The following is a 17220-nucleotide window of genomic DNA, read 5'->3' as shown; positions in this document are numbered from 1 at the left end:
CATGCGCCCCCTCAATCCCCTTTCGGTTCCACTGGCGGTCCTCGCCGCGGCGGTCGTCCTTGTTGGTCTGCGCTTGGCCGGTTTGAGCCCCTGGGTAGCCATCCCCCTGGGCGTGCTTGCCGCCTGGGTGTTCGCGCCCCTGCTTGCAAAGCGCCGAGGTGGGGTAAATCCTGCACTGGAACGCGAACTCGAAGCGGCCCGCACCCGCGCCAGGGAGTTGGCCCAGAAGGCGGACGGCCTGTACACCGAAGCCTTTGGGCTGCTTGCCGCCCCCGCCCAGGTGGAGGCGCTCGGGATCGTGCAGCACGCCTGCAACCGCGTGCGCGACCTGCCTGCCCGGGTCGAGCAACTGAGCGCTCGTCTGCAAGGCGAGGATTCGCTGTTGTGTGCGGAGGAACTCGAAGCGCAGTTGCGCGAAGTCGAGCGCCGGGCCGAGGGCCGCCGCGGTGCTGCCCGCGAGCAGCTCGACGGGCTCTCTGTGAGCCTGCGCCGCAATATCGGGCTGGCCCGCGAAGGCCGGGATGTGCGCCTCGGTCAGGTCGCAGCCCTCGCGACGCTGATTCTCGACACGGCCGGGGCGCTCCAGGCGATCCAGAACCGTCTACGCACCGCCGATCTCCCGCAACTGGACGACCTGCGCTCGCTCGACGAGCAGTTGAGCGCTCTGGCGCAGAATGTCGAACTGCTGGTGGCCGAGCCGGAACCGGCCACCCAACTTCAACCGAAGCAGGAGCGCCGGACTTTTCTGGTCTCAGCGGCCATCGCCGGGGCGGCTTTGGCGCTGAGCTTCGCTCCTCTGCCGGGTCCGAAGCGCACCCTGATCGTGGTGAGCGGCACCGAACTTGCAGAACCTCTGCAAGCGCTCAAAGCCGCGTTCGAGCGCGAACGCCCGGATATCGCCTTGGAGCTGAAATTCCAGGGCTCCCAGGACATCGTCAACCGCTTCATCGATGAAAAGAACACTTTCACCCCGGCCGTCTTGATCCCCGCCAACGGCGAGGTTCTCGAAGAACTGGCGGAGCGCCGGCGCGCCCAGGGGGGTGAGGAGGTCTTCTACGAACCGCCCCGGCCGGTGGCGAAGACGGTGCTGGTGGCCATCGCCTGGCCGGAGCGCGCCCGGGTGCTCTTCCCGGACGGCCGTTTCGGGTGGGATCGTCTGGAGCGGGCGCTTGCGGCGAAAAGTTGGGCGCAACTGGGGGCTCCCGCCGCCTGGGGAAGCTTCGACTTTGCGATGAGCGATCCGACCCGCTCCAGCTCCGGCCAGCTCACCCTGGCCTTGTTTGCGGCCGATAAAACAGCGATTGGCCCTGGCAGCGCGGCTGTGCAGGAGCGCGTTGCCCTTCTCAGGCGATCGGTGTACCAGCCGCCGCGCTCGACCGACGTGCTGTTGCAGGAATTTATCGCCCGCGGACCCAACGACGCCGACGTGGCCACCGTCTACGAGAGCGTTGCTCTGTACCGCTGGGAGCAGTCGGCTGCGAACCAGGGCAAGCCCTACGGGATCTTCTACCTCGATCCGACTTTTGAGACCGTCTCCACCGCCGCGATCGTCCGTCGGGACGTAGACAGCGGCGCCGCCGAGGCCGCCCGCACCTTTGTAGACTTCCTCGTCCAGCCCAAGCAGCAGGCCGTCTTCGTGCGCCATGGCTTTCGCCCGGTCGCCGGAAATCTCGATGTCGGCTCCGTGGACGGCAGCCCCTGGCGCCAGGGGATTCCCGGCGCCCAAAGCCGACTGCAGGCGCGCGTCCTTCCCCCGCCCAATTCGGCGGTTCTGGCCGAGCTTCGCCGCCTATGGGAACGGGCGCAATGACGGGTAGAACCGTCTTTACCTGTCAAGTCAATGCCGTTGCCCGAGCAGTCACTCCTCGCCCGCGAGCGGCTCGGGCAACGGCTCCGGTTCCGGCGAGAAGCCCTGGAAAGTGAGAACCAACAGCGCCCCGGCCACCAGACCCAGCGTCAGATACAAACCGCCTGCCCGCCATTCTTGAAGATCAGTCTGTCCACGCCGAACAGAACGCCGTTGACGCGACAATTTAAAAAAGATTACGCTTTGGCGATCACGTTTGAAGGAATGACAATCTTTAAACTTACTTAGATGATTATAATCGTTGTGAGCGATTGCACTCCGCGAATTTCTCTCACTAATTTCGTGTAAATTCGAGCTTACCATATAATTGCAAGCATGCTTTGTAAAGCATTACCTTGAATTTTGTCTTACCTGTATTTATATCCTGAGATCTCCAAACTGAGATCGTGGAAAGTCAAAAAGTACATAGTCTAAACATCATTGGTTATCACGGCACCAGCGTAACTGCTGCTATGTCAATTCTTGGAACGGGATTTCGCTACAGCCGCAACGAATATGACTGGCTTGGCGATGGCGTTTACTTCTTTCAAGATGCGCCTCTACGCGCTCGGGAATGGGCCACCCGGCGGTACGGTGATGACGCCGCTGTGATCGGCTCGGTCATCCGCCTCGAAGGCTGCATTGATCTGCTTGATATTGGATGGGTAGAGGTCTTGACCGAAGCATTTGAGGAATACCAGGTACAACAGCTGCAACTCCGGCAGCCACTTCCACGCCAGAGCACGGGTGCCCGTCGCCTGGATCGAGCCGTTGTCAATTATGTGGTGGATGTACTGGCTGAAGCTGGTGAAATTGTGCGCACCGTTCGGTCTACTTTTTCAGAAGGCCGCCCGATCTTTCCCGATTCCGCCTTACTCGACCGCTCCCATGTGCAGGTAGTTGTCCGTGATATGGCAGTCGTCGAGGATGTCTGGTTGATATGATCCAGAAAAGGAGTCTGTTATGCTTGATCCCCAAATAGCTCGCCAGATCCTGCACCAGCACTTTCGGGAGGTCACCCCCGAAGAGTTTTTGCAGCGGCTGTGTCGTGTCAGTCCCGAATTGCTGGGGGCAGAGTCTGATTCAGATTCTGCTCGGGATAGAGTTCAGGAAATAGCTTTATCTGAAGATCAAACACCACCGACGCCGAGCCACATCGGGGAATGACTTGGTGCATTGCCCACCAACGCGGGTCGTCGGCCGAAAAGTTATCCGTGTTGGGCAATGTCACTCCTCGCCCGCGAGCGGCTCGGGCAGCGGCTCCGGTTCCGGCGAGAAGCCCTGGAACGTGACGACCAACAGCGCTCCGGCTGCAAGACTCACCGCCAGATACAGCCCACCTGCCAGCCACTCTTTGAAGATCAATTTGCCCACGCCGAACAGCGCCCCATAGACGAGCACGACTCCGCACAGCCAGTTAAACGCCAGGGGCCACAACGAAGCGCCCGGACCGGCTCCCAACCGTTCGCGCACGACTCGCCAGCCCGGTCCTTCCGGACGCACCTGCCGGTAAAAGCGCTCCAGCACCGCCGGGGCCTCCGGTTGGGTCAAGAAAGTGACCGACAGCCAGCAGACCGTGGTGACGGCGACCGAGACCACCAGCGAAAGGGCCAGATCGTTGGGGTCATTGGTGTCAAGGCGCATCTGCACCGGCAAAAAGTAAGTGAGCACAACGTAGCTTGCGAGCGCGCACAGTTGCGCTGAGATTTCCGACCAGGCGTTGAGGCGCCACCAGTACCAGCGCAGCAGATAGACCGGTCCGGTTCCCGCACCCAGGGCCAACAGCAACTGCCAGGCGCCGCTAATCGAATTGATGTTGAGGGTAGCGATCCCGGCCAGCACCATCGCCAGCACCGTGGCAAGCCGCGCCGCCCAGACGTAGTGGCTGTCGGAAGCCTCCGGCCGCAAGAAGCGTTTGTAAAAGTCGTTGATGAGATAGGACGTACCCCAGTTGAGGTGGGTCGAAATCGTCGACATGTAGGCGGCGGCGAAGGCGGCGAGCATCAATCCCCGCCAACCGGTGGGCAATACGTCGATCATCACTTTGATGTAGCCGGTCTCAGGGTCGGCCTTCGGTTCAGTCAGCCCCGGATAAAGGGCCATCGCCACCAGCGCCACCACAATCCACGGCCAGGGCCTGAGCGCGTAATGGGCAACAGTAAACCAGAGCGTCGCCAAAAGCGAATCGCGCTCGCTGCGCGCCGAGAAAACCCGCTGGGCCACATAGCCGCCCCCTCCCGGTTCCGCTCCCGGATACCACGACGCCCACCAGCCGATACTCAGCAAAATCAAGAACGTGGCAATGGGCATCCAGGGCGAATCGACCGCCGGGGTGAGCGCCAGGATCGGATCGGCGTCGCCGAAGCGACTGCCCAGGGTCGCTTTGAGGCCGTCGATGCCCCCCACCGCCTCCAGCCCAAAGACAGCCAGGGCGATGCAACCGACCATCGCAATCACAAATTGAAAGGCGTCGGTGACCAGGATCCCCCATAACCCGGAAAGGGTTGTGTAGAGCGCCGTCACGACAAAGCACAAAATCACCGCCTGCCACTTGTCGATCCCCAAAGTCAGCCCGAGGATCTTGACCATGGCCAGGGTGACCCAGCCCATGATGATCGAGTTGATGGCGATCCCCAGATAGAGCGAGCGAAAGCCCCGCAGCAGTGCCGCCGGTTTGCCGCCGTAGCGCAACTCGGTAAATTCGATGTCGGTGAGCACCCCGGAGCGCCGCCAGAGGCGGGCAAAGAAAAAGACCGTGAGCATGCCGCCCATCACGAAGCTCCACCACAGCCAGTTGGCCGCCACGCCGTTTTTGATCACCAGACCGGCGACGGCCAGGGGGGTGTCGGCTGCGAAGGTGGTGGCCACCATCGAGGTGCCCGCAAGCCACCAGGGCACGTTGCGCCCGGAGACAAAATATTCGCTCAGGCTTTTACCGGCGCGCCCGGTGAAGGCAATCCCGATCAGCAGCGAGCCCAGAAAATACGCAGCAATAATCGCCCAGTCGATCCATTCCAGTTGCATAAACGGCGCATCAAAACTGCAGACATAATACGGGCAAACGCAGCGCCAGTGTGCTCGCCGATACCCTACTGCCGCTGCCGTCGATTCTGCAAGGGGGTACAGTGATCCTAGACCTTGCGAGGCAAGCCATGGGTCCAGCCTGGATCGCTTTGTCGCTGGTCGTCTGGGCGGCGGTCGCGGTGTATCTATTGTTTACGGGTATTCCCCTGGTGCAGGCGTTGCCCGCTATGCTGCTGGCCATCTTGCTGTATGTCATTGGTGTGGTGTGGATCTGGCTGAAGGGCCGCAAACAGTCGCCTTCCCAGGACACCCAAAAGTAAATCCCGCCTCGATTTGTAAAATCTTTGTGGAGGTGACCCGATGGCTCTTCCCCTTCTGGTGATCGGCAACAAAAACTATTCCTCCTGGTCGCTGCGCCCCTGGCTCGCCCTCAAGCAGGCCGGTTACGCCTTTGAAGAGCTGCGCATCAGCCTCGACACCGCCGAGACCCGCGCCCAGATCCTCACCCACTCGCCCTCCGGGAAGGTGCCCGTGCTCATCGACGGCGGCCTGCGCATCTGGGAATCGCTTGCCATCTGCGAGTATGTCGCCGAGCAGTTGCCCGAAGCCGGGCTGTGGCCTGCGGATCCGGCGGTGCGGGCGGTGGCGCGCTCCGTCAGCTGCGAGATGCACGCCGGTTTTGCCGCCCTGCGCGCCGGGATGCCCATGGACACCCGCGCCCGCCACACCGGTTGGCCGATGTCCCCCGCCGTCATGGACGACATCGACCGCATCGCCAATCTGTGGCGCTGTTGCCGCATGCAGTACGGCGGCGGCGGCGACTTTCTGTTCGGCCGCTTCACGATCGCCGATGCGATGTACGCGCCGGTAGTCACCCGCTTTATGACCTACGGCGTTCTGCTCGACGAAGACCTTGGACGGTACTGCCAGGCGCTGTTGGCCCTCGCCCCTTTTCAGCAATGGCTGGAGGCGGCCCGACAGGAGCCTGAGACTCTGGCCGTCCTCCGTCCCTGAGGTTTCAGGAGTGCACCCCGGCGGGCTCGGGCTTGTCGGATTTTCCGCCCGCCTGCTCGACGGTAAAGGTCACTTCCTGGCCGAAGGACAACTCCAGTGTGTGACCGTCGGGGTCGGCCAGAAACGCCCAATAGCCCACCGGCGGGCCGTAATCGTCCGGGCCGTCGCGCAGGCAGCCTTCCTCCCTGGCCTGGACGCAGAGGCGATCCACCTGCTCGCGGCTCTCGCAGGCCACCCCCAGATGGGCGGGCGGGAGCAACCGGTGCTCGACTTCCGGTTTTTGCAACAGCACGATCACAAACGGCCGCGTCTGGTCGGTGATCCAGGCCACTTCGTCGCCGCTTTTCGGGTCGCTGCGGCGGTGCACCACCTGCATGCGGGCGTAGCGGGCGTAAAAGGCGATGGTGGCATCAAGATCGCTCACGGGTAGCGCAATGTGGGTAAAACCTTGGTCGCTCATCGGTTCTCCTCGCTCGTAGACTTTCCTGGCACCACTATCCACCGGACCGTCCGGGCCGGGTTCTGCCAGCGGGAGGAACCGCAGCTAGCTGGAGGCACTGGTGTAGAAGCGCAGCGCGAAGCGCCAAAAAAATCCCGATGCGACCAGCAAGCCCGCCGCGAGCGCTCCGGCGGCAAACAGCCAGCCGACCTCGCCGCGGCCCAAAAGCGCTTCCGCCGGAATGGTGGTCAAAAACGCCACCGGGATCACGAAGGTAAAGAAGAAGCGGTAGGGGACCGGATAGGCCACCATCGGATAGCGCCCCGCCTCCAGAAGTCCGTTGAGCACCTCGGTGACGTTGTAGATTTTCACAAACCAGATGCTCGTCGCCCCGAGCATGAACCAGAGGCTGTAGAGAATCGCAAAACCGCAGGCCAGCGGCACCGCTGCAAGTAAGTAATCGAGCGGCTCGATGCCCAGTTGGGCGCCCGCGTAGAAAATCAAAAGCATCCCAAACAAGAGATCCGGCAACCCCCAGGGCGAGACGGTACGCGCCGAGAGCCAGAACTGGCTGCTGATGGGCTTAAGCAGCACAAAATCGAGGGTGCCCTGCTGCACCTGCTGCACGATCCGGTTGAGATTGGGGCTCAAAAAAGTCGCCGAAAAGCCCTGAAAAACGGTGAAGATGCCCAGCACCACCAGCGCCTCCTCCCAGCGCCAACCGGCGAAGGTGTAGTCGGCCCGATAGAACAGAAAGAGCCCAAACAGGCTCCCGGCCAGATTGCCGAGGCTGTTGACGGCGGCGAGCAAAAAGTTGGCGCGGTACTCCGCCTCGGCGGCGATAGCCGTGGACCAGAACAGCTGCAGCACGCGAACGTAGCGCATAGACCAATTATGGCGGGGTCGAGGAGCAAAATCCGACAGCTCTACAACCGCCATGCCATGCCACCCGAATATCCACGTTTCACTGCAAGTGCAAGAGAATACACGACTATTCGAAGTATGTCAGGTATGCTTCTGTCACCTTTTTAGTGAGATCGGTGTTGCCATGGAACAGATTTGCCGCTATTTCGCCAAGCTTTCCAGCCAGGTACTCGAAGAAGCCCCCCTGTCTAAGGCCCATGCCCGTCTACGACTGTCGATGTCTGTGTCGCTCGCTCGGGCTGCGGCCGTCGGTATCGGCTGGCTGGCTTTGAGCACCGGTCTTGCCCAACCGCTACCGGCCGCCATCGAATTTGCCGAAGCGCCCACCGTGGCGGTGGGCACTGCTCCTGAGGCGGTGGTCAAGGGCGATTTCGACGGCGACGGCGATCTGGATCTGGCTGTGGCCAACAACGGCTCCGATAACGTCTCGATTCTGAGCAACAACGGTCGGGGGCGGTTCAGCCGCTCGGCCACGGTGCCGGCCGGTGACGGACCGAGTGGGATCGAAGCTGCCGATCTCAACGGCGACGGCCGGGTGGAACTGGCCGTCACCAACGCCGACTCCGGCACCGTCAGCGTCCTGGTCAACAACGGCAGCGGTGGATTCAGCCCTGGGGCCACCGTCGCCGTGGGCGAATATGCGCGGGGGATCACCAGCGGCGACCTGGACGGCGACGGCGATCTGGATCTGGCGGTGACCAACCAGTTCAGCTCCAACGTTTCGATTTTGCTTAATAGCGACGGCACCCTCGCCCCGGCCGTGAACGTGAGTACCGGTCCTTATACAAATCCGAGCGACGTGGTGGCGGGCGACTTCGACGGCGACGGCGATCTCGATCTGGCCGCGATCGACAGCCCTTCTTACGACACCAGCGCCGTCCTGCTGAGCAACAACGGCGACGGCAGCTTTGCCGCCGGGGTCACCATCGCCTCGTTTTATTTCTACAATCAGGCCGAGACGCTGGTAGCCGGCGACTTCGACGGGGACAGCGATCTGGATCTGGCGGTCAACCTAGGCGGTGGTTACGCCCCCCCTTACATCGCGCTCCTGCGCAACGACGGCAGTGGCGTCTTCAGCCAGAGCCCCAAGACCGCGCAAGTCAGCAGTGGCGGCTCGGCCATCGAAAGCGGCGACTTCGATGGCGACGGCGATCTCGACCTGTTCGCCTCCGGAAGATTTTCAAATACGGTCTCGGTAATCCGCAACAACGGTACAGACTTTGCCAGTGAGGTCCGCTTCGTGGCGGGCGAAAGCGTTCAGGGACTTGCTGTCGGCGATTTCGACGCCGACGGCGACCTCGATGTCGCTGCGGCCAATTACGACAGCAACAACCTGGCAGTGCTGTTCAACTCACGCAACCAGCTGGTAGCGCCGAAAGTGGTCAAACTTCAAGGCTACAGCTCGTCAGCCGCCCTTGGCGATATCGACGGCGACGGCGACCTCGACCTGGTGACAGCAAGCTCCCGCGACTTCGATCAAGGTATCGGCATCTTCCGCAACCGGGGCAACAGCCTCTTTACTCCCTCGAAGGCCCCTATCTTCAATACCGATCCTAACGATGTCGCCCTTGCTGATTTCAATGGCGACGGTAGCCTGGATCTGATCGTCGCCGACAGTTCCTCTCTGTTCATCTTTGTCAACGATGGATCGGGTCTATTCACGGCGCCGCCGCTCTCTTCGGATGTGGGGGGGGAAGCCATTGCCACCGCCGATGTGGATGGTGACGGCGACATCGATATCGCCACGGCTTCGGGAAGTACCGTGCAGCTGTTGAGCAATCTCGGCGGCAGCTTGGCCCCGCCGGTCAGCCTCACCACCGGCGGCTCGCCGGATGATCTGGTTTTCGGCGACGTGGACGGCGACGGCGACGCGGATCTGGTGACGCGCGATCAGTCCTCGGGCACCGTCTCGGTGCTCAAGAACGCAGGCGGCGCTTTCGCGGCGCCGCTGGTCTTCAGGGTCGGCGACAACCCACAGGATTTTTCGCTGGGGGACATCGACGGCGATGGCGACCTCGATATCGGCGTCTCACGGCGCTACGACGACGTGGTGGCCCTGCTGCGCAACGACGGCACCGGCAGCTTCGGCGCTCCGACGAACCTGCCGGTGGGCGATAACCCGTCGGGCCTGTTGCTGGCGGACTTCGACAATGACGGCGATCTTGACCTGGCGACGTTCGAGAACGTTGGCATCTCTGTCCGAGAGAACCTGGGCGGTGGCAGCTTCTCGAGTGCCGCCACGACCGCCGTAACAGCGGATGGCCCCCTCAGCCCCGAGTTGCTGGCGGGCGATCTCGACGGCGACGGGGACCTCGATGTGGCGGCAGCGGCCGACTTGTTGTTCGCGGGTGTCGATACGATAACCATCCTGCGCAACACGCTGGTGCCGTCGCTGCCCTGACAAAGGTAGGCCCCAGCCGGGCGTTTACTAATATCAAATTCGTTTGAACAGTCAGGCCAGGTGCCAGGTGCCAGTAAGTTCCCACTGACATCTGACACCTGGCACCTCAGTCAAACATGACAATCCAAGCGGATCTGATACGAGACCTGTCTAGGGCTTTTGGCGCTCGCGCTGGGCTTTATGGATTCGCTTCCAGCGTTCCTTCTCGATCTGGGCGGCGCTGCGATCTTGCCTGCGCGCTTCGAAGGCCGCTTCGCGCTGGAGTTTGCGGTAGCTTTCCAGCCGCGCCGCCTCCAGTTCGCCTGTCTGCAGGGCGGCCTGCACCGCGCAGCCGGGTTCGTTGGCGTGGCTGCAATCGCGAAAGCGGCACCGGCGGGCGAGCGCTTCAACATCGGCAAAAGCCGCTTCCAGACTGTCCTCTCCCGCCAACAACTGCAACTCGCGCATGCCGGGGGTGTCGATGAGCAGGGCTCCCCCAGGCAGTTGCAGCAGTTGGCGGGCAGTCGTCGTGTGCCGGCCGCGGCTGTCGTGCTCGCGCACGCCCTGGACTGCTTGAACCGGGTTGCCCAAAAGCCGGTTGGCAATCGTCGATTTGCCCACGCCGCTGGAGCCCAAAAGGGCCACCGTCCGGCCGGGGGTAAGCCAGGAAGCGAGGCTTTCCAGGCCGCCCGCAGCGGCGCTCACCGCCACCACCGGCACCCCCGCAGCCACCCGCTCCACCGCCTGCACCCGCTTCTCAAGCTCGCTGCACACGTCGGCCTTGTTGAGGACGATCACCGGGTTGGCACCGGACTCCCAGGCGAGCACCAGATAGCGCTCGATGCGCCGCACATTGAAGTCGCCGTCCAGACCGCTCACCAGGAACAGCACTTCCACATTGGCCGCCACCAGTTGTGCCTCGCTCGGCCCGCCCGCCGCCCGCCGGGCGAACCGGCTCTTTCTGGGCAGCACCGCCTGGATCAGACCGTGCCCGGGCAACTCCCGGCGCTCAAGCACCACCCAATCGCCCACCGCCGGAAAATCCGCCGGCCCGCGCGCCGCGTGGCGCAAGCGTCCGGAGACCGCCGCCGCCACTTCCCCCATTTCTGTGGCCACCCCATAGCTGCCGCGGTGTTCGGCAATCACCCGGCCTGGAGCGTATTCATTCTCGGGATAGCCCGCGAAAGCTTGCGCGAAAAAACTATCCCAACCGAAAGGATCCAAATTCATGATTTTCCTCAAAGCGAATCTTGCTACTGCGGCAAGATCACAGAGGAAGCCGACGCATTCCGAATGCTACGAATGAGCGACAGGAACCCCTGCGGCTTACCGCCCGTCAGAGCGACCCACAGTCCCCATTTGCACAGTTCCAGCCATATTCTTTGCTCCTATCGCCTTGTATTCGGTTGCCTACATGATCTATACGTGCTCCCTGGATAGGAAAGATCACATCTTAGATGCGGGCCAACCAGGGGTATTGGACTGGACCCATCATTCGAGGCAGGGAATTAAGTTCCACCAGGTCCAGAAGCGGTTTCCACTGGCGGCTGCCAGACAGAAGGCTGCATAGGCGGAGGAGGTAGAGGTCATCTCCAGAAAAGAGGATGCGGCTTTTACCGTCAACTGCTGGTTCTGGACCGATGCTCTAGCGGGCCGGCGCTCGCACGCCTCTTTCACGCAGCCAGGCGGTCATCGACTGGACCGCGGGCCGGGCGTCGGCGCGCCCGCCGGTCGGGTGGGTCAAACCGCTCCGACCAGGGAACACCTTGAAGTGATGGTCCATGCGCGGCAGGATCTCGAAGCGCGTGAGGCTCCCAGAAGCGGCGACCGCTTCGGCGATCAGCCGTGCGGCGTCGGCGGTCTCGAACCAGTCGTACTCGCCGAGCAACACCAGCACGGGTGCGCGTACCGCGGCCCAGTCGCCCAGCACCGGCTGGCGTTGTGCCTGCTCGTGCCACACCGGCGATCGACCGAATAGAAGCTGCCCGTCTGCACCCGTCAGCCCGGACCAGGTCGCGCCGACGGCGCTGCTGGCCTGGGCTTGAGGCCGCTCGCCCGCGAGGAGCCATTGGGCGTAGAGACGGGAGGCGTCGGTCATGCGCTGGCCAAAGTGTGCCGGGTCGAACTTTTCCCAGCGCCAGGCGCGGCTCTGGAAACCGACCTGACGCTCGAACCATGTGTCGGCGCCGCCGCCCCAGGAGATGATCCCGTCGACGGGTACGCCAGCCGCCACCCGCGGTGCCATGCGCGACCCCATCGAAGCGCCAAGGAGGTAAAGTCGGTCGCGCTCGACCCAAGGATGGGCGAGGAGTTGGGCAAGGGCTTCGCGGTGGTGCCGGATCTCGGTGTCGTAATCGAGCACGGCGCAGGGCGGGCCGAGGCTGTCGCCGACGCCCGATTTATCGACGCGCGCGAATACAGCCCCGCTCTCTCGCGCCATGCGCCGGAGCATGTCCGACCAGCCGGAGGCGTCCTGTATCTCGACTGTGTCGCACGAGAGCCATTGCACGAAGTAGAGCACGGGCAGTCGGCCGGTGCTGCCGAGCGGCCGTGTAACGATCGTCCGCAACCGGCTCCCGTCGCTGGTGCGCACGACACCATACTGCGTTTCCACACCCTCGATTTGCTCGAATCCAGCCGCCTTGCGGGGCAGGTCGCCGACGACTTGGGGCTGGGCGAAGGCCCGTGGAAATGGAACAATCCAGACGGCAAGCAGGTAGATGAGCAGGCAGCTGGCGATACGGCGCGTCACAGGCGGTTGTCCTCCGCGGTGGAGGGGAACACGGCGATCGGCAGCGCGATCTCGGTGACGTACTCGGACGGGCGGGCGGCGAGCATCCACCGCGGCAGACGGTAGCCGTCCTGATCGGCACCGAAGGCGAAATAGGTCTCGCGCAGCGGACCTCCGGGAGCGGTTGCCTGAGTGGCACACCAGCTGCTCAGGCGTTCGACAATGGCATCGGCGCCGGCATAGGGTCCGCGAAAGGTGACTGCGGCGGCCTCGGCGGCGCCCTCCACCAGACCCGCCGCGCCGCCGAATTCCGCCTCCGGCCGAACCGGGACGCAAGCCTCCACATCCCAGCCACCGTCCGGACCGTCCCGTTCGTGGATGAGGAGGAACGGACTCGCCGCTGCTCGAGCGTGACGCGCACTGTGTTCGAGGTCCTCGAACAGGTGAGTGATCTCGCCACCCGGCCCGCGCACACGCGCACGTGCGCTCAACGCCCAGACCGGTTCGATGCGACGGATCACAACGTCTCCGCCGGCCCGCTCGGCAAGTGCGGCGCGCAGGGTGTCGAGGCGTCGGAGCCGCGCCCTGTCGGCGGCGATCGCCTGCTCCAGCTCCCGGCGCCGGATTGCCAGCGCTGTGTCCAGGGTGTCCGGCTCGTTCAGGCTTCGAGCGATCGCCGCGAGCGGCAGGCCGAGTTCTTTGAGCTGCAGGATGCGCGCAAGCGTGACCAGTTGCGCGGCGGCATAGAAGCGATAGCCCGACTGCCTGTCGATGTGGCTGGGCCTGAGCAAGCCGATCTCGTCGTAGTGCCGAAGCGTCTTAACCGATACGCGCCCGAGTCTGGCAAATTGCCCGATCTGCAACATGGCTTACCCCTCCTACGGCAAGCAATATGCTGCAGTCTCCCCCAGGGGACGAGTCAAGGGCACTGGTCTTGACCCAAGAAGCTGGGCCAGTTTTTAGGGACAAGGCCAGCTGCCGCTCAGGCTCCGGTGTCGCCCGACTGGCCGCGACCTATACGCTGATGAAAACCAGGCCGGAAACTCACAGTATCAGTGGCTTACTGTTTGGGACAGGTCAAGACAATTCTCAATCGCTGCGGATTCTTGCAATAAGCAGACTTGCTTCAGGCGCCCATCCCCGAGTACTGCTTGAGCCCACGCCGCCACAGCCAGCGGTTCAGGACAAAAAATAGCCCTCCCCAAACGGCCATCACCAACAAGCCGCGCGGCAAATCCACCGGCAGGCCGACCAGAATGCCGGCGGGGAAGTGCACCAGATACGGAAAAGGCGTCCACAGCGCCACCTCCCGCACCAGCGGCGGAAAAACCTCCAGAGGCGCGATGAGCCCCGAAAGAAACAAGTAGCACAAAAACCACAATTCCTCGATCGCTGAGGCGCGTTCGGTCCAAAAAGCGAGCAGCGCCAGGGTGTATTGAATCAAAAAGCGCAGCGCAAAGACCAGAACAACCAAACCGACGAACAACAGCGCGTCGGTCCAGCGGGGTAGCCAGAACGCCTGGGGATAGAGCAAGAAAAATAAACCGACCAAGATCACGATGAAGGGCATCCGGGCGAATCTTTCGCTGATGTGACCCGCCACATGACGCCATACCGGGTCGATGGGCTGCAGCAACAGCGGCGAGAGTTTGCCCTCCACTACCTCGCGCTCGAACTCCCAGATCACCCAGACGACCGTGAGTTGGCGGACGACGAATACGGCCAAAAAGTAGCGGGCAAAGTCGAGGGGACCGAGACCGAAGCGTCCCCCCTGGGCCGCCTGGATCCACACCCCCATCAAGATAATCGGCAGCGACCCCGAGAGCGCCCACAGCAACAGCTCCGCCCGGTATTCGAGCATGTAGGCGTACTGCACCGCAAGCAGCGTGCGGGCTTTGACGAATAGATCATGCATGCCGGTCCCCTGAGCGCATCGGGTTCGATCTCTGTTTGCATGGCACCTAGGCCACGGAGCCTGTCAAAAACACCTTGCCGATCACCTCTTCGATGGGCGGATCGCTCACTTCGAGGTCCACCACCTGCAATTCAGCGAGCATACGACCGACGGTGTGCACCAGTTCGTCGCGCTCGACTAAAAAGCGCGCCTCGCACTCGGCCAACATTTCGACTTCACCGTAGGGGGCCAGTTCCTCGCGGCTATAAGCGCGGCCGAATTCGGCGCGTACTTCCCGGTAAGGCGCGAAGCGGTTGAGCAGGCCGTCCAGGCTGCCGTCGTAGATGAGTTTGCCGAGGTGAATGAGCAGCACCCGCTCGCACAGGGCGGTGATGTCGGCCATGTAGTGGCTGGTGAGCAATACCGTCGCTCCGTAGCGGGTGTTGTACTCTTTCAAGAACGCCCGCACCGCCGTCTGGGCATTGACATCGAGGCCGAGAGTCGGCTCGTCGAGAAACAGAACCTGCGGCCGGTGCAACAACGCCGCGAGTAACTCCGCCTTCATCCGCTCGCCCAGCGAGAGCTTGCGCACCGGCTGGTTGAGCTTGTCGCCCAGGGCAAGCATCTCGGCCAATTCGCCCACGCGCCGCGCCGCCTCGGCGTCACTGAGGCCGTAGACGGCGGCGTTGACCCGCAGCGAATCGAGGGCGGGCAGATCCCAGATGAGCTGCTGCTTCTGACCCATCACCAGGGTGATCTTGTTCAAAAAGTCCCGCTCCCGGCGAAAAGGCACGAACCCCGCCACCGCCACCGTCCCCGCCGAAGGGTAAATCAGCCCCGTGAGCATCTTGAGGGTGGTCGTCTTGCCCGCGCCGTTGGCGCCCAAAAAACCGACCACCGCCCCCGGCTCGATCTCGAAAGAGACCTGTTGCACCGCTTCGATGAGCTTGTACTGGCGGCGAAAAAAATGGCGCAGCGTCCCGACCAGACCCGGCTCTTTGTCGGCGACCGGATAGACCTTGCTGAGATTCTGGACGTGGATAATGGGCGGCATACCCTTCACTGTAGCCCTTCGTCTGCGGTGCTCTGTGGGGGCGGTTTTGGAGGACGCATTGCATAAAATCGTCAACTGGACCCTTAATTGAAGTGAGGGAGCGGCCCATGTACTTGACATGAAACAAGCGCAAGAACAGGCCGGCTCCTGGGAGTGGATCAACAGCACGGGTGGAGCATGGATGAATAACGCCGCACCTCTGTTTTCCCTGGGGGAAAGCAGACCTTCGCTCGCCGACGCCACCCATGCCCTGGTCCTGCAGCTGCAGCCGATCTTGCGCGAACGGCAGCGTCTGTGCGCAGATACGTCCATCGGCACCGAGCGACGCGCCCAGAACCTGCGCATTCTGGAGCGCGAAGCCCAGCGCCAGGGTCTGGTGCAGCTGCACCAACGCCTCGCGCTGATTTGCCGCAACTACGTGGCGCGCAAGGGCACCGGTGGCCCCGAATGCCTCGATATCGAATCGTTCGTCGAAGAGGTGATCCTGCTCACCCACGCGCGCCTGCCGGAATTCAACCCCGACAAAGCCCGCTTTTCCACCTGGTTCGGTTCCCATATTCTCAGACAGGTCTATACCGATATGCAGCGCCGCATCGATCCCAGTTGGCAGCGTCCCGAACCGACGACGGCGGCAGGACGGGCCGAGCGCCAGATCGCCCGCCGCATCGCCCGTCCCGACTCCCTCGACCGCCCGGTGCGGCTGAGCGCGGGGGGTGACGAATCGACCAGCCAGGCCGAACTGGTCAGTGTCTCCTACCCTTGCGTGGAGGACGGTCTGATTGAAGAAGATTGCCGGGAGCGCTTCGTCGAAGCCCTTGAGCAGCTTGGTGAGGCCGATAAAGTCCTGCTCACCCGCCTCTATTTGCTGGGTGAGACCCAAAAAGAGATCGCCGCTTCGCTGGGGCGCACCCCGGCGCGCATTTCCCAAAGACTGCGCCAGATCTGCACCCGGCTTGCGGCGGCACTGGGAAGCGGCTTTCAGGAGGACTGCATCGACACCCAGTTTTGCGAAGCCCTGCGGAGGTGCGTGCCGTGATCGATCCTGAGCGGCTGGAGCGAATCCTAGGCGATCTGATCCGCCGCTCCGGCTGGCCGGGAGCGGTCCTGCCGCAACCGGCGGCGGCCCCGCCTGAGGAGGAACGGCTGTGGCAGGAGGCGATGGCCGGTCCGGACCTGCGTCGAAAGTGGTCCCCCTGGCTTCTGGGAACTTCAGCCCTGGCCGTTGCCGCCGCAGTGCTCGTCATGTTTGCCAGTACCCGCCTTCTGCGGGAGCGCCCCCCTTCTCAACCCTCCCCCAGCAACTCCGACCCGGTGACCATCACCGCAGCAAAGCCCCGCGAAGCACCCGCACTACCCCGACCCGCGGCGCAGCCCCAAACTGCTTCCCCCCCCCAATCCCCCCGTCCAACGGTTTTAATCCCGGCAACTCCGCCCCCTGCCAAGCCGCGCCGCCCTGCTGCACCTCCCCCCCCGCCACCGACTCTGCTCGCCGATGCCCCTCCCACCACCCAACCGGGCTCCCCGCCGGTGCTCACCCGCAGTGGCGAACCCGACCGCCCCGCCCCTTCCTCTGCACAGGCGAACGCCTCCGAACTGTATGCGACCAGCCTTTGCTTCGCGCTCAGCAACACTATCGACTTTCCAGAACCGGGCACAGGACTGTCTATTTTCGAGGTGGCGCTCACCGTCGAAGGCGGGCGCGCTTCACTCAAAGAGCCGCCCCAGACCATCACCTCCGGTGGCGAAGCCCTCGACGCGGCGGCCCGCACCGCCCTCGAAGCGCTGCCATTGCCCAGTTGGCCGCGCCCCGAAAACCTGTCCGTCCGCTACCTACTGGTCTTCGACGCCGATCAGCAAAAGGTGACCTGCAAACAGACCCGTCCTTACCCGGACACGCCCTGACGGCAAGCTATT

At 63.2% G+C, this 17220-nt stretch carries 16 protein-coding genes; 8 read left to right on the top strand and 8 right to left on the bottom strand.

Annotated elements, in window-relative coordinates; all coding sequences use genetic code 11:
* The first annotated feature begins 1 nt into the window (after window position 1).
* From GLL_RS17825 to GLL_RS17815, 3 genes are all read left to right on the top strand, one after another.
* Window positions 2-1810: a substrate-binding domain-containing protein gene (locus GLL_RS17825; protein WP_011143445.1), complete on the top strand. Its 1809-nt coding sequence runs from the start codon at window positions 2-4 to the stop codon at window positions 1808-1810.
* A gap of 443 nt (window positions 1811-2253) precedes the next feature.
* On the top strand, window positions 2254-2790 hold the full coding sequence (locus GLL_RS17820) for a hypothetical protein (protein WP_011143443.1): 537 nt from the start codon (window positions 2254-2256) through the stop codon (window positions 2788-2790).
* 19 nt (window positions 2791-2809) lie between these two features.
* Complete coding sequence (locus GLL_RS17815; RefSeq protein WP_011143442.1) at window positions 2810-3013, top strand: hypothetical protein; 204 nt, start codon at window positions 2810-2812, stop codon at window positions 3011-3013.
* 60 nt (window positions 3014-3073) lie between these two features.
* Here the strand turns inward: GLL_RS17815 and GLL_RS17810 are convergent, their stop codons facing one another.
* Window positions 3074-4870, bottom strand: a complete 1797-nt coding sequence (locus tag GLL_RS17810) for a sodium:solute symporter family protein (protein ID WP_011143441.1) — start codon at window positions 4868-4870, stop codon at window positions 3074-3076.
* A gap of 128 nt (window positions 4871-4998) precedes the next feature.
* Here GLL_RS17810 and GLL_RS17805 point away from each other — a divergent pair, with 128 nt between their 5' ends.
* Both GLL_RS17805 and GLL_RS17800 read left to right on the top strand, forming a co-directional pair.
* Window positions 4999-5190, top strand: a complete 192-nt coding sequence (locus GLL_RS17805; RefSeq protein ID WP_164929292.1) for a hypothetical protein — start codon at window positions 4999-5001, stop codon at window positions 5188-5190.
* A gap of 40 nt (window positions 5191-5230) precedes the next feature.
* Window positions 5231-5884: a glutathione S-transferase family protein gene (locus GLL_RS17800; protein ID WP_011143439.1), complete on the top strand. Its 654-nt coding sequence runs from the start codon at window positions 5231-5233 to the stop codon at window positions 5882-5884.
* Between the two features lie 4 nt (window positions 5885-5888).
* Here GLL_RS17800 and GLL_RS17795 read toward each other — a convergent pair whose 3' ends face one another.
* The gene (locus GLL_RS17795) at window positions 5889-6344 is read right to left on the bottom strand and encodes a VOC family protein (RefSeq protein ID WP_164929291.1); all 456 of its coding nucleotides are present in this window, start codon (window positions 6342-6344) and stop codon (window positions 5889-5891) included.
* 84 nt (window positions 6345-6428) lie between these two features.
* Window positions 6429-7208, bottom strand: coding sequence for an ABC transporter permease (locus GLL_RS17790; RefSeq protein WP_011143437.1), 780 nt, complete (start codon window positions 7206-7208; stop codon window positions 6429-6431).
* Between the two features lie 163 nt (window positions 7209-7371).
* Here GLL_RS17790 and GLL_RS17785 point away from each other — a divergent pair, with 163 nt between their 5' ends.
* Window positions 7372-9648: an FG-GAP repeat domain-containing protein gene (locus GLL_RS17785; RefSeq protein ID WP_164929290.1), complete on the top strand. Its 2277-nt coding sequence runs from the start codon at window positions 7372-7374 to the stop codon at window positions 9646-9648.
* A 150-nt stretch (window positions 9649-9798) separates the two neighbouring features.
* Here the strand turns inward: GLL_RS17785 and rsgA are convergent, their stop codons facing one another.
* The 5 genes from rsgA to GLL_RS17760 form a co-directional block, all read right to left on the bottom strand.
* The gene (gene rsgA, locus GLL_RS17780) at window positions 9799-10857 is read right to left on the bottom strand and encodes a ribosome small subunit-dependent GTPase A (protein ID WP_011143435.1); all 1059 of its coding nucleotides are present in this window, start codon (window positions 10855-10857) and stop codon (window positions 9799-9801) included.
* Window positions 10858-11272: 415 nt separating this feature from the next.
* Complete coding sequence (locus GLL_RS17775; RefSeq protein ID WP_011143434.1) at window positions 11273-12379, bottom strand: alpha/beta hydrolase family protein; 1107 nt, start codon at window positions 12377-12379, stop codon at window positions 11273-11275.
* Window positions 12376-13224 carry a MerR family transcriptional regulator gene (locus GLL_RS17770; protein ID WP_011143433.1) on the bottom strand — a complete coding sequence of 283 codons (849 nt, stop codon included), beginning with the start codon at window positions 13222-13224 and terminating at the stop codon, window positions 12376-12378. The genes GLL_RS17775 and GLL_RS17770 overlap by 4 nt, the downstream gene beginning before the upstream one ends.
* A gap of 260 nt (window positions 13225-13484) precedes the next feature.
* Entirely contained in the window at window positions 13485-14273 is a 789-nt protein-coding gene (locus GLL_RS17765; protein WP_011143432.1) for an ABC transporter permease, read from the bottom strand.
* A 46-nt stretch (window positions 14274-14319) separates the two neighbouring features.
* Window positions 14320-15306 carry an ABC transporter ATP-binding protein gene (locus GLL_RS17760; protein WP_011143431.1) on the bottom strand — a complete coding sequence of 329 codons (987 nt, stop codon included), beginning with the start codon at window positions 15304-15306 and terminating at the stop codon, window positions 14320-14322.
* A gap of 118 nt (window positions 15307-15424) precedes the next feature.
* Here GLL_RS17760 and GLL_RS17755 point away from each other — a divergent pair, with 118 nt between their 5' ends.
* Together GLL_RS17755 and GLL_RS17750 are read left to right on the top strand one after the other, a co-directional pair.
* The gene (locus tag GLL_RS17755) at window positions 15425-16342 is read left to right on the top strand and encodes a sigma-70 family RNA polymerase sigma factor (RefSeq protein WP_011143430.1); all 918 of its coding nucleotides are present in this window, start codon (window positions 15425-15427) and stop codon (window positions 16340-16342) included.
* Window positions 16339-17208, top strand: coding sequence for a hypothetical protein (locus GLL_RS17750; RefSeq protein ID WP_164929289.1), 870 nt, complete (start codon window positions 16339-16341; stop codon window positions 17206-17208). Before GLL_RS17755 ends, GLL_RS17750 begins: the two co-directional genes overlap by 4 nt.
* Window positions 17209-17220 lie beyond the last annotated feature (12 nt).

The organism is Gloeobacter violaceus PCC 7421 (genome assembly GCF_000011385.1).
Classification (GTDB): Bacteria; Cyanobacteriota; Cyanobacteriia; order Gloeobacterales; family Gloeobacteraceae; genus Gloeobacter; species Gloeobacter violaceus.
Note: the sequence above shows the minus strand (reverse complement) of the source record. Positions and strands in the feature narration are given on the sequence as shown.

What these genes read in the sequence shown, in the direction of transcription:
- GLL_RS17810 (WP_011143441.1), bottom strand. Translation starts at nt 4,870, where the DNA reads ATGCAACTGGAATGGATCGACTGGGCGATTATTGCTGCGTATTTTCTG.
- GLL_RS17815 (WP_011143442.1), top strand. Translation starts at nt 2,810, where the DNA reads ATGCTTGATCCCCAAATAGCTCGCCAGATCCTGCACCAGCACTTTCGG.
- GLL_RS17805 (WP_164929292.1), top strand. Translation starts at nt 4,999, where the DNA reads ATGGGTCCAGCCTGGATCGCTTTGTCGCTGGTCGTCTGGGCGGCGGTC.
- GLL_RS17795 (WP_164929291.1), bottom strand. Translation starts at nt 6,344, where the DNA reads ATGAGCGACCAAGGTTTTACCCACATTGCGCTACCCGTGAGCGATCTT.
- GLL_RS17755 (WP_011143430.1), top strand. Translation starts at nt 15,425, where the DNA reads ATGAAACAAGCGCAAGAACAGGCCGGCTCCTGGGAGTGGATCAACAGC.
- rsgA (WP_011143435.1), bottom strand. Translation starts at nt 10,857, where the DNA reads ATGAATTTGGATCCTTTCGGTTGGGATAGTTTTTTCGCGCAAGCTTTC.
- GLL_RS17765 (WP_011143432.1), bottom strand. Translation starts at nt 14,273, where the DNA reads ATGCATGATCTATTCGTCAAAGCCCGCACGCTGCTTGCGGTGCAGTAC.
- GLL_RS17770 (WP_011143433.1), bottom strand. Translation starts at nt 13,224, where the DNA reads ATGTTGCAGATCGGGCAATTTGCCAGACTCGGGCGCGTATCGGTTAAG.
- GLL_RS17800 (WP_011143439.1), top strand. Translation starts at nt 5,231, where the DNA reads ATGGCTCTTCCCCTTCTGGTGATCGGCAACAAAAACTATTCCTCCTGG.
- GLL_RS17760 (WP_011143431.1), bottom strand. Translation starts at nt 15,306, where the DNA reads ATGCCGCCCATTATCCACGTCCAGAATCTCAGCAAGGTCTATCCGGTC.
- GLL_RS17790 (WP_011143437.1), bottom strand. Translation starts at nt 7,208, where the DNA reads ATGCGCTACGTTCGCGTGCTGCAGCTGTTCTGGTCCACGGCTATCGCC.
- GLL_RS17825 (WP_011143445.1), top strand. Translation starts at nt 2, where the DNA reads ATGCGCCCCCTCAATCCCCTTTCGGTTCCACTGGCGGTCCTCGCCGCG.
- GLL_RS17785 (WP_164929290.1), top strand. Translation starts at nt 7,372, where the DNA reads ATGGAACAGATTTGCCGCTATTTCGCCAAGCTTTCCAGCCAGGTACTC.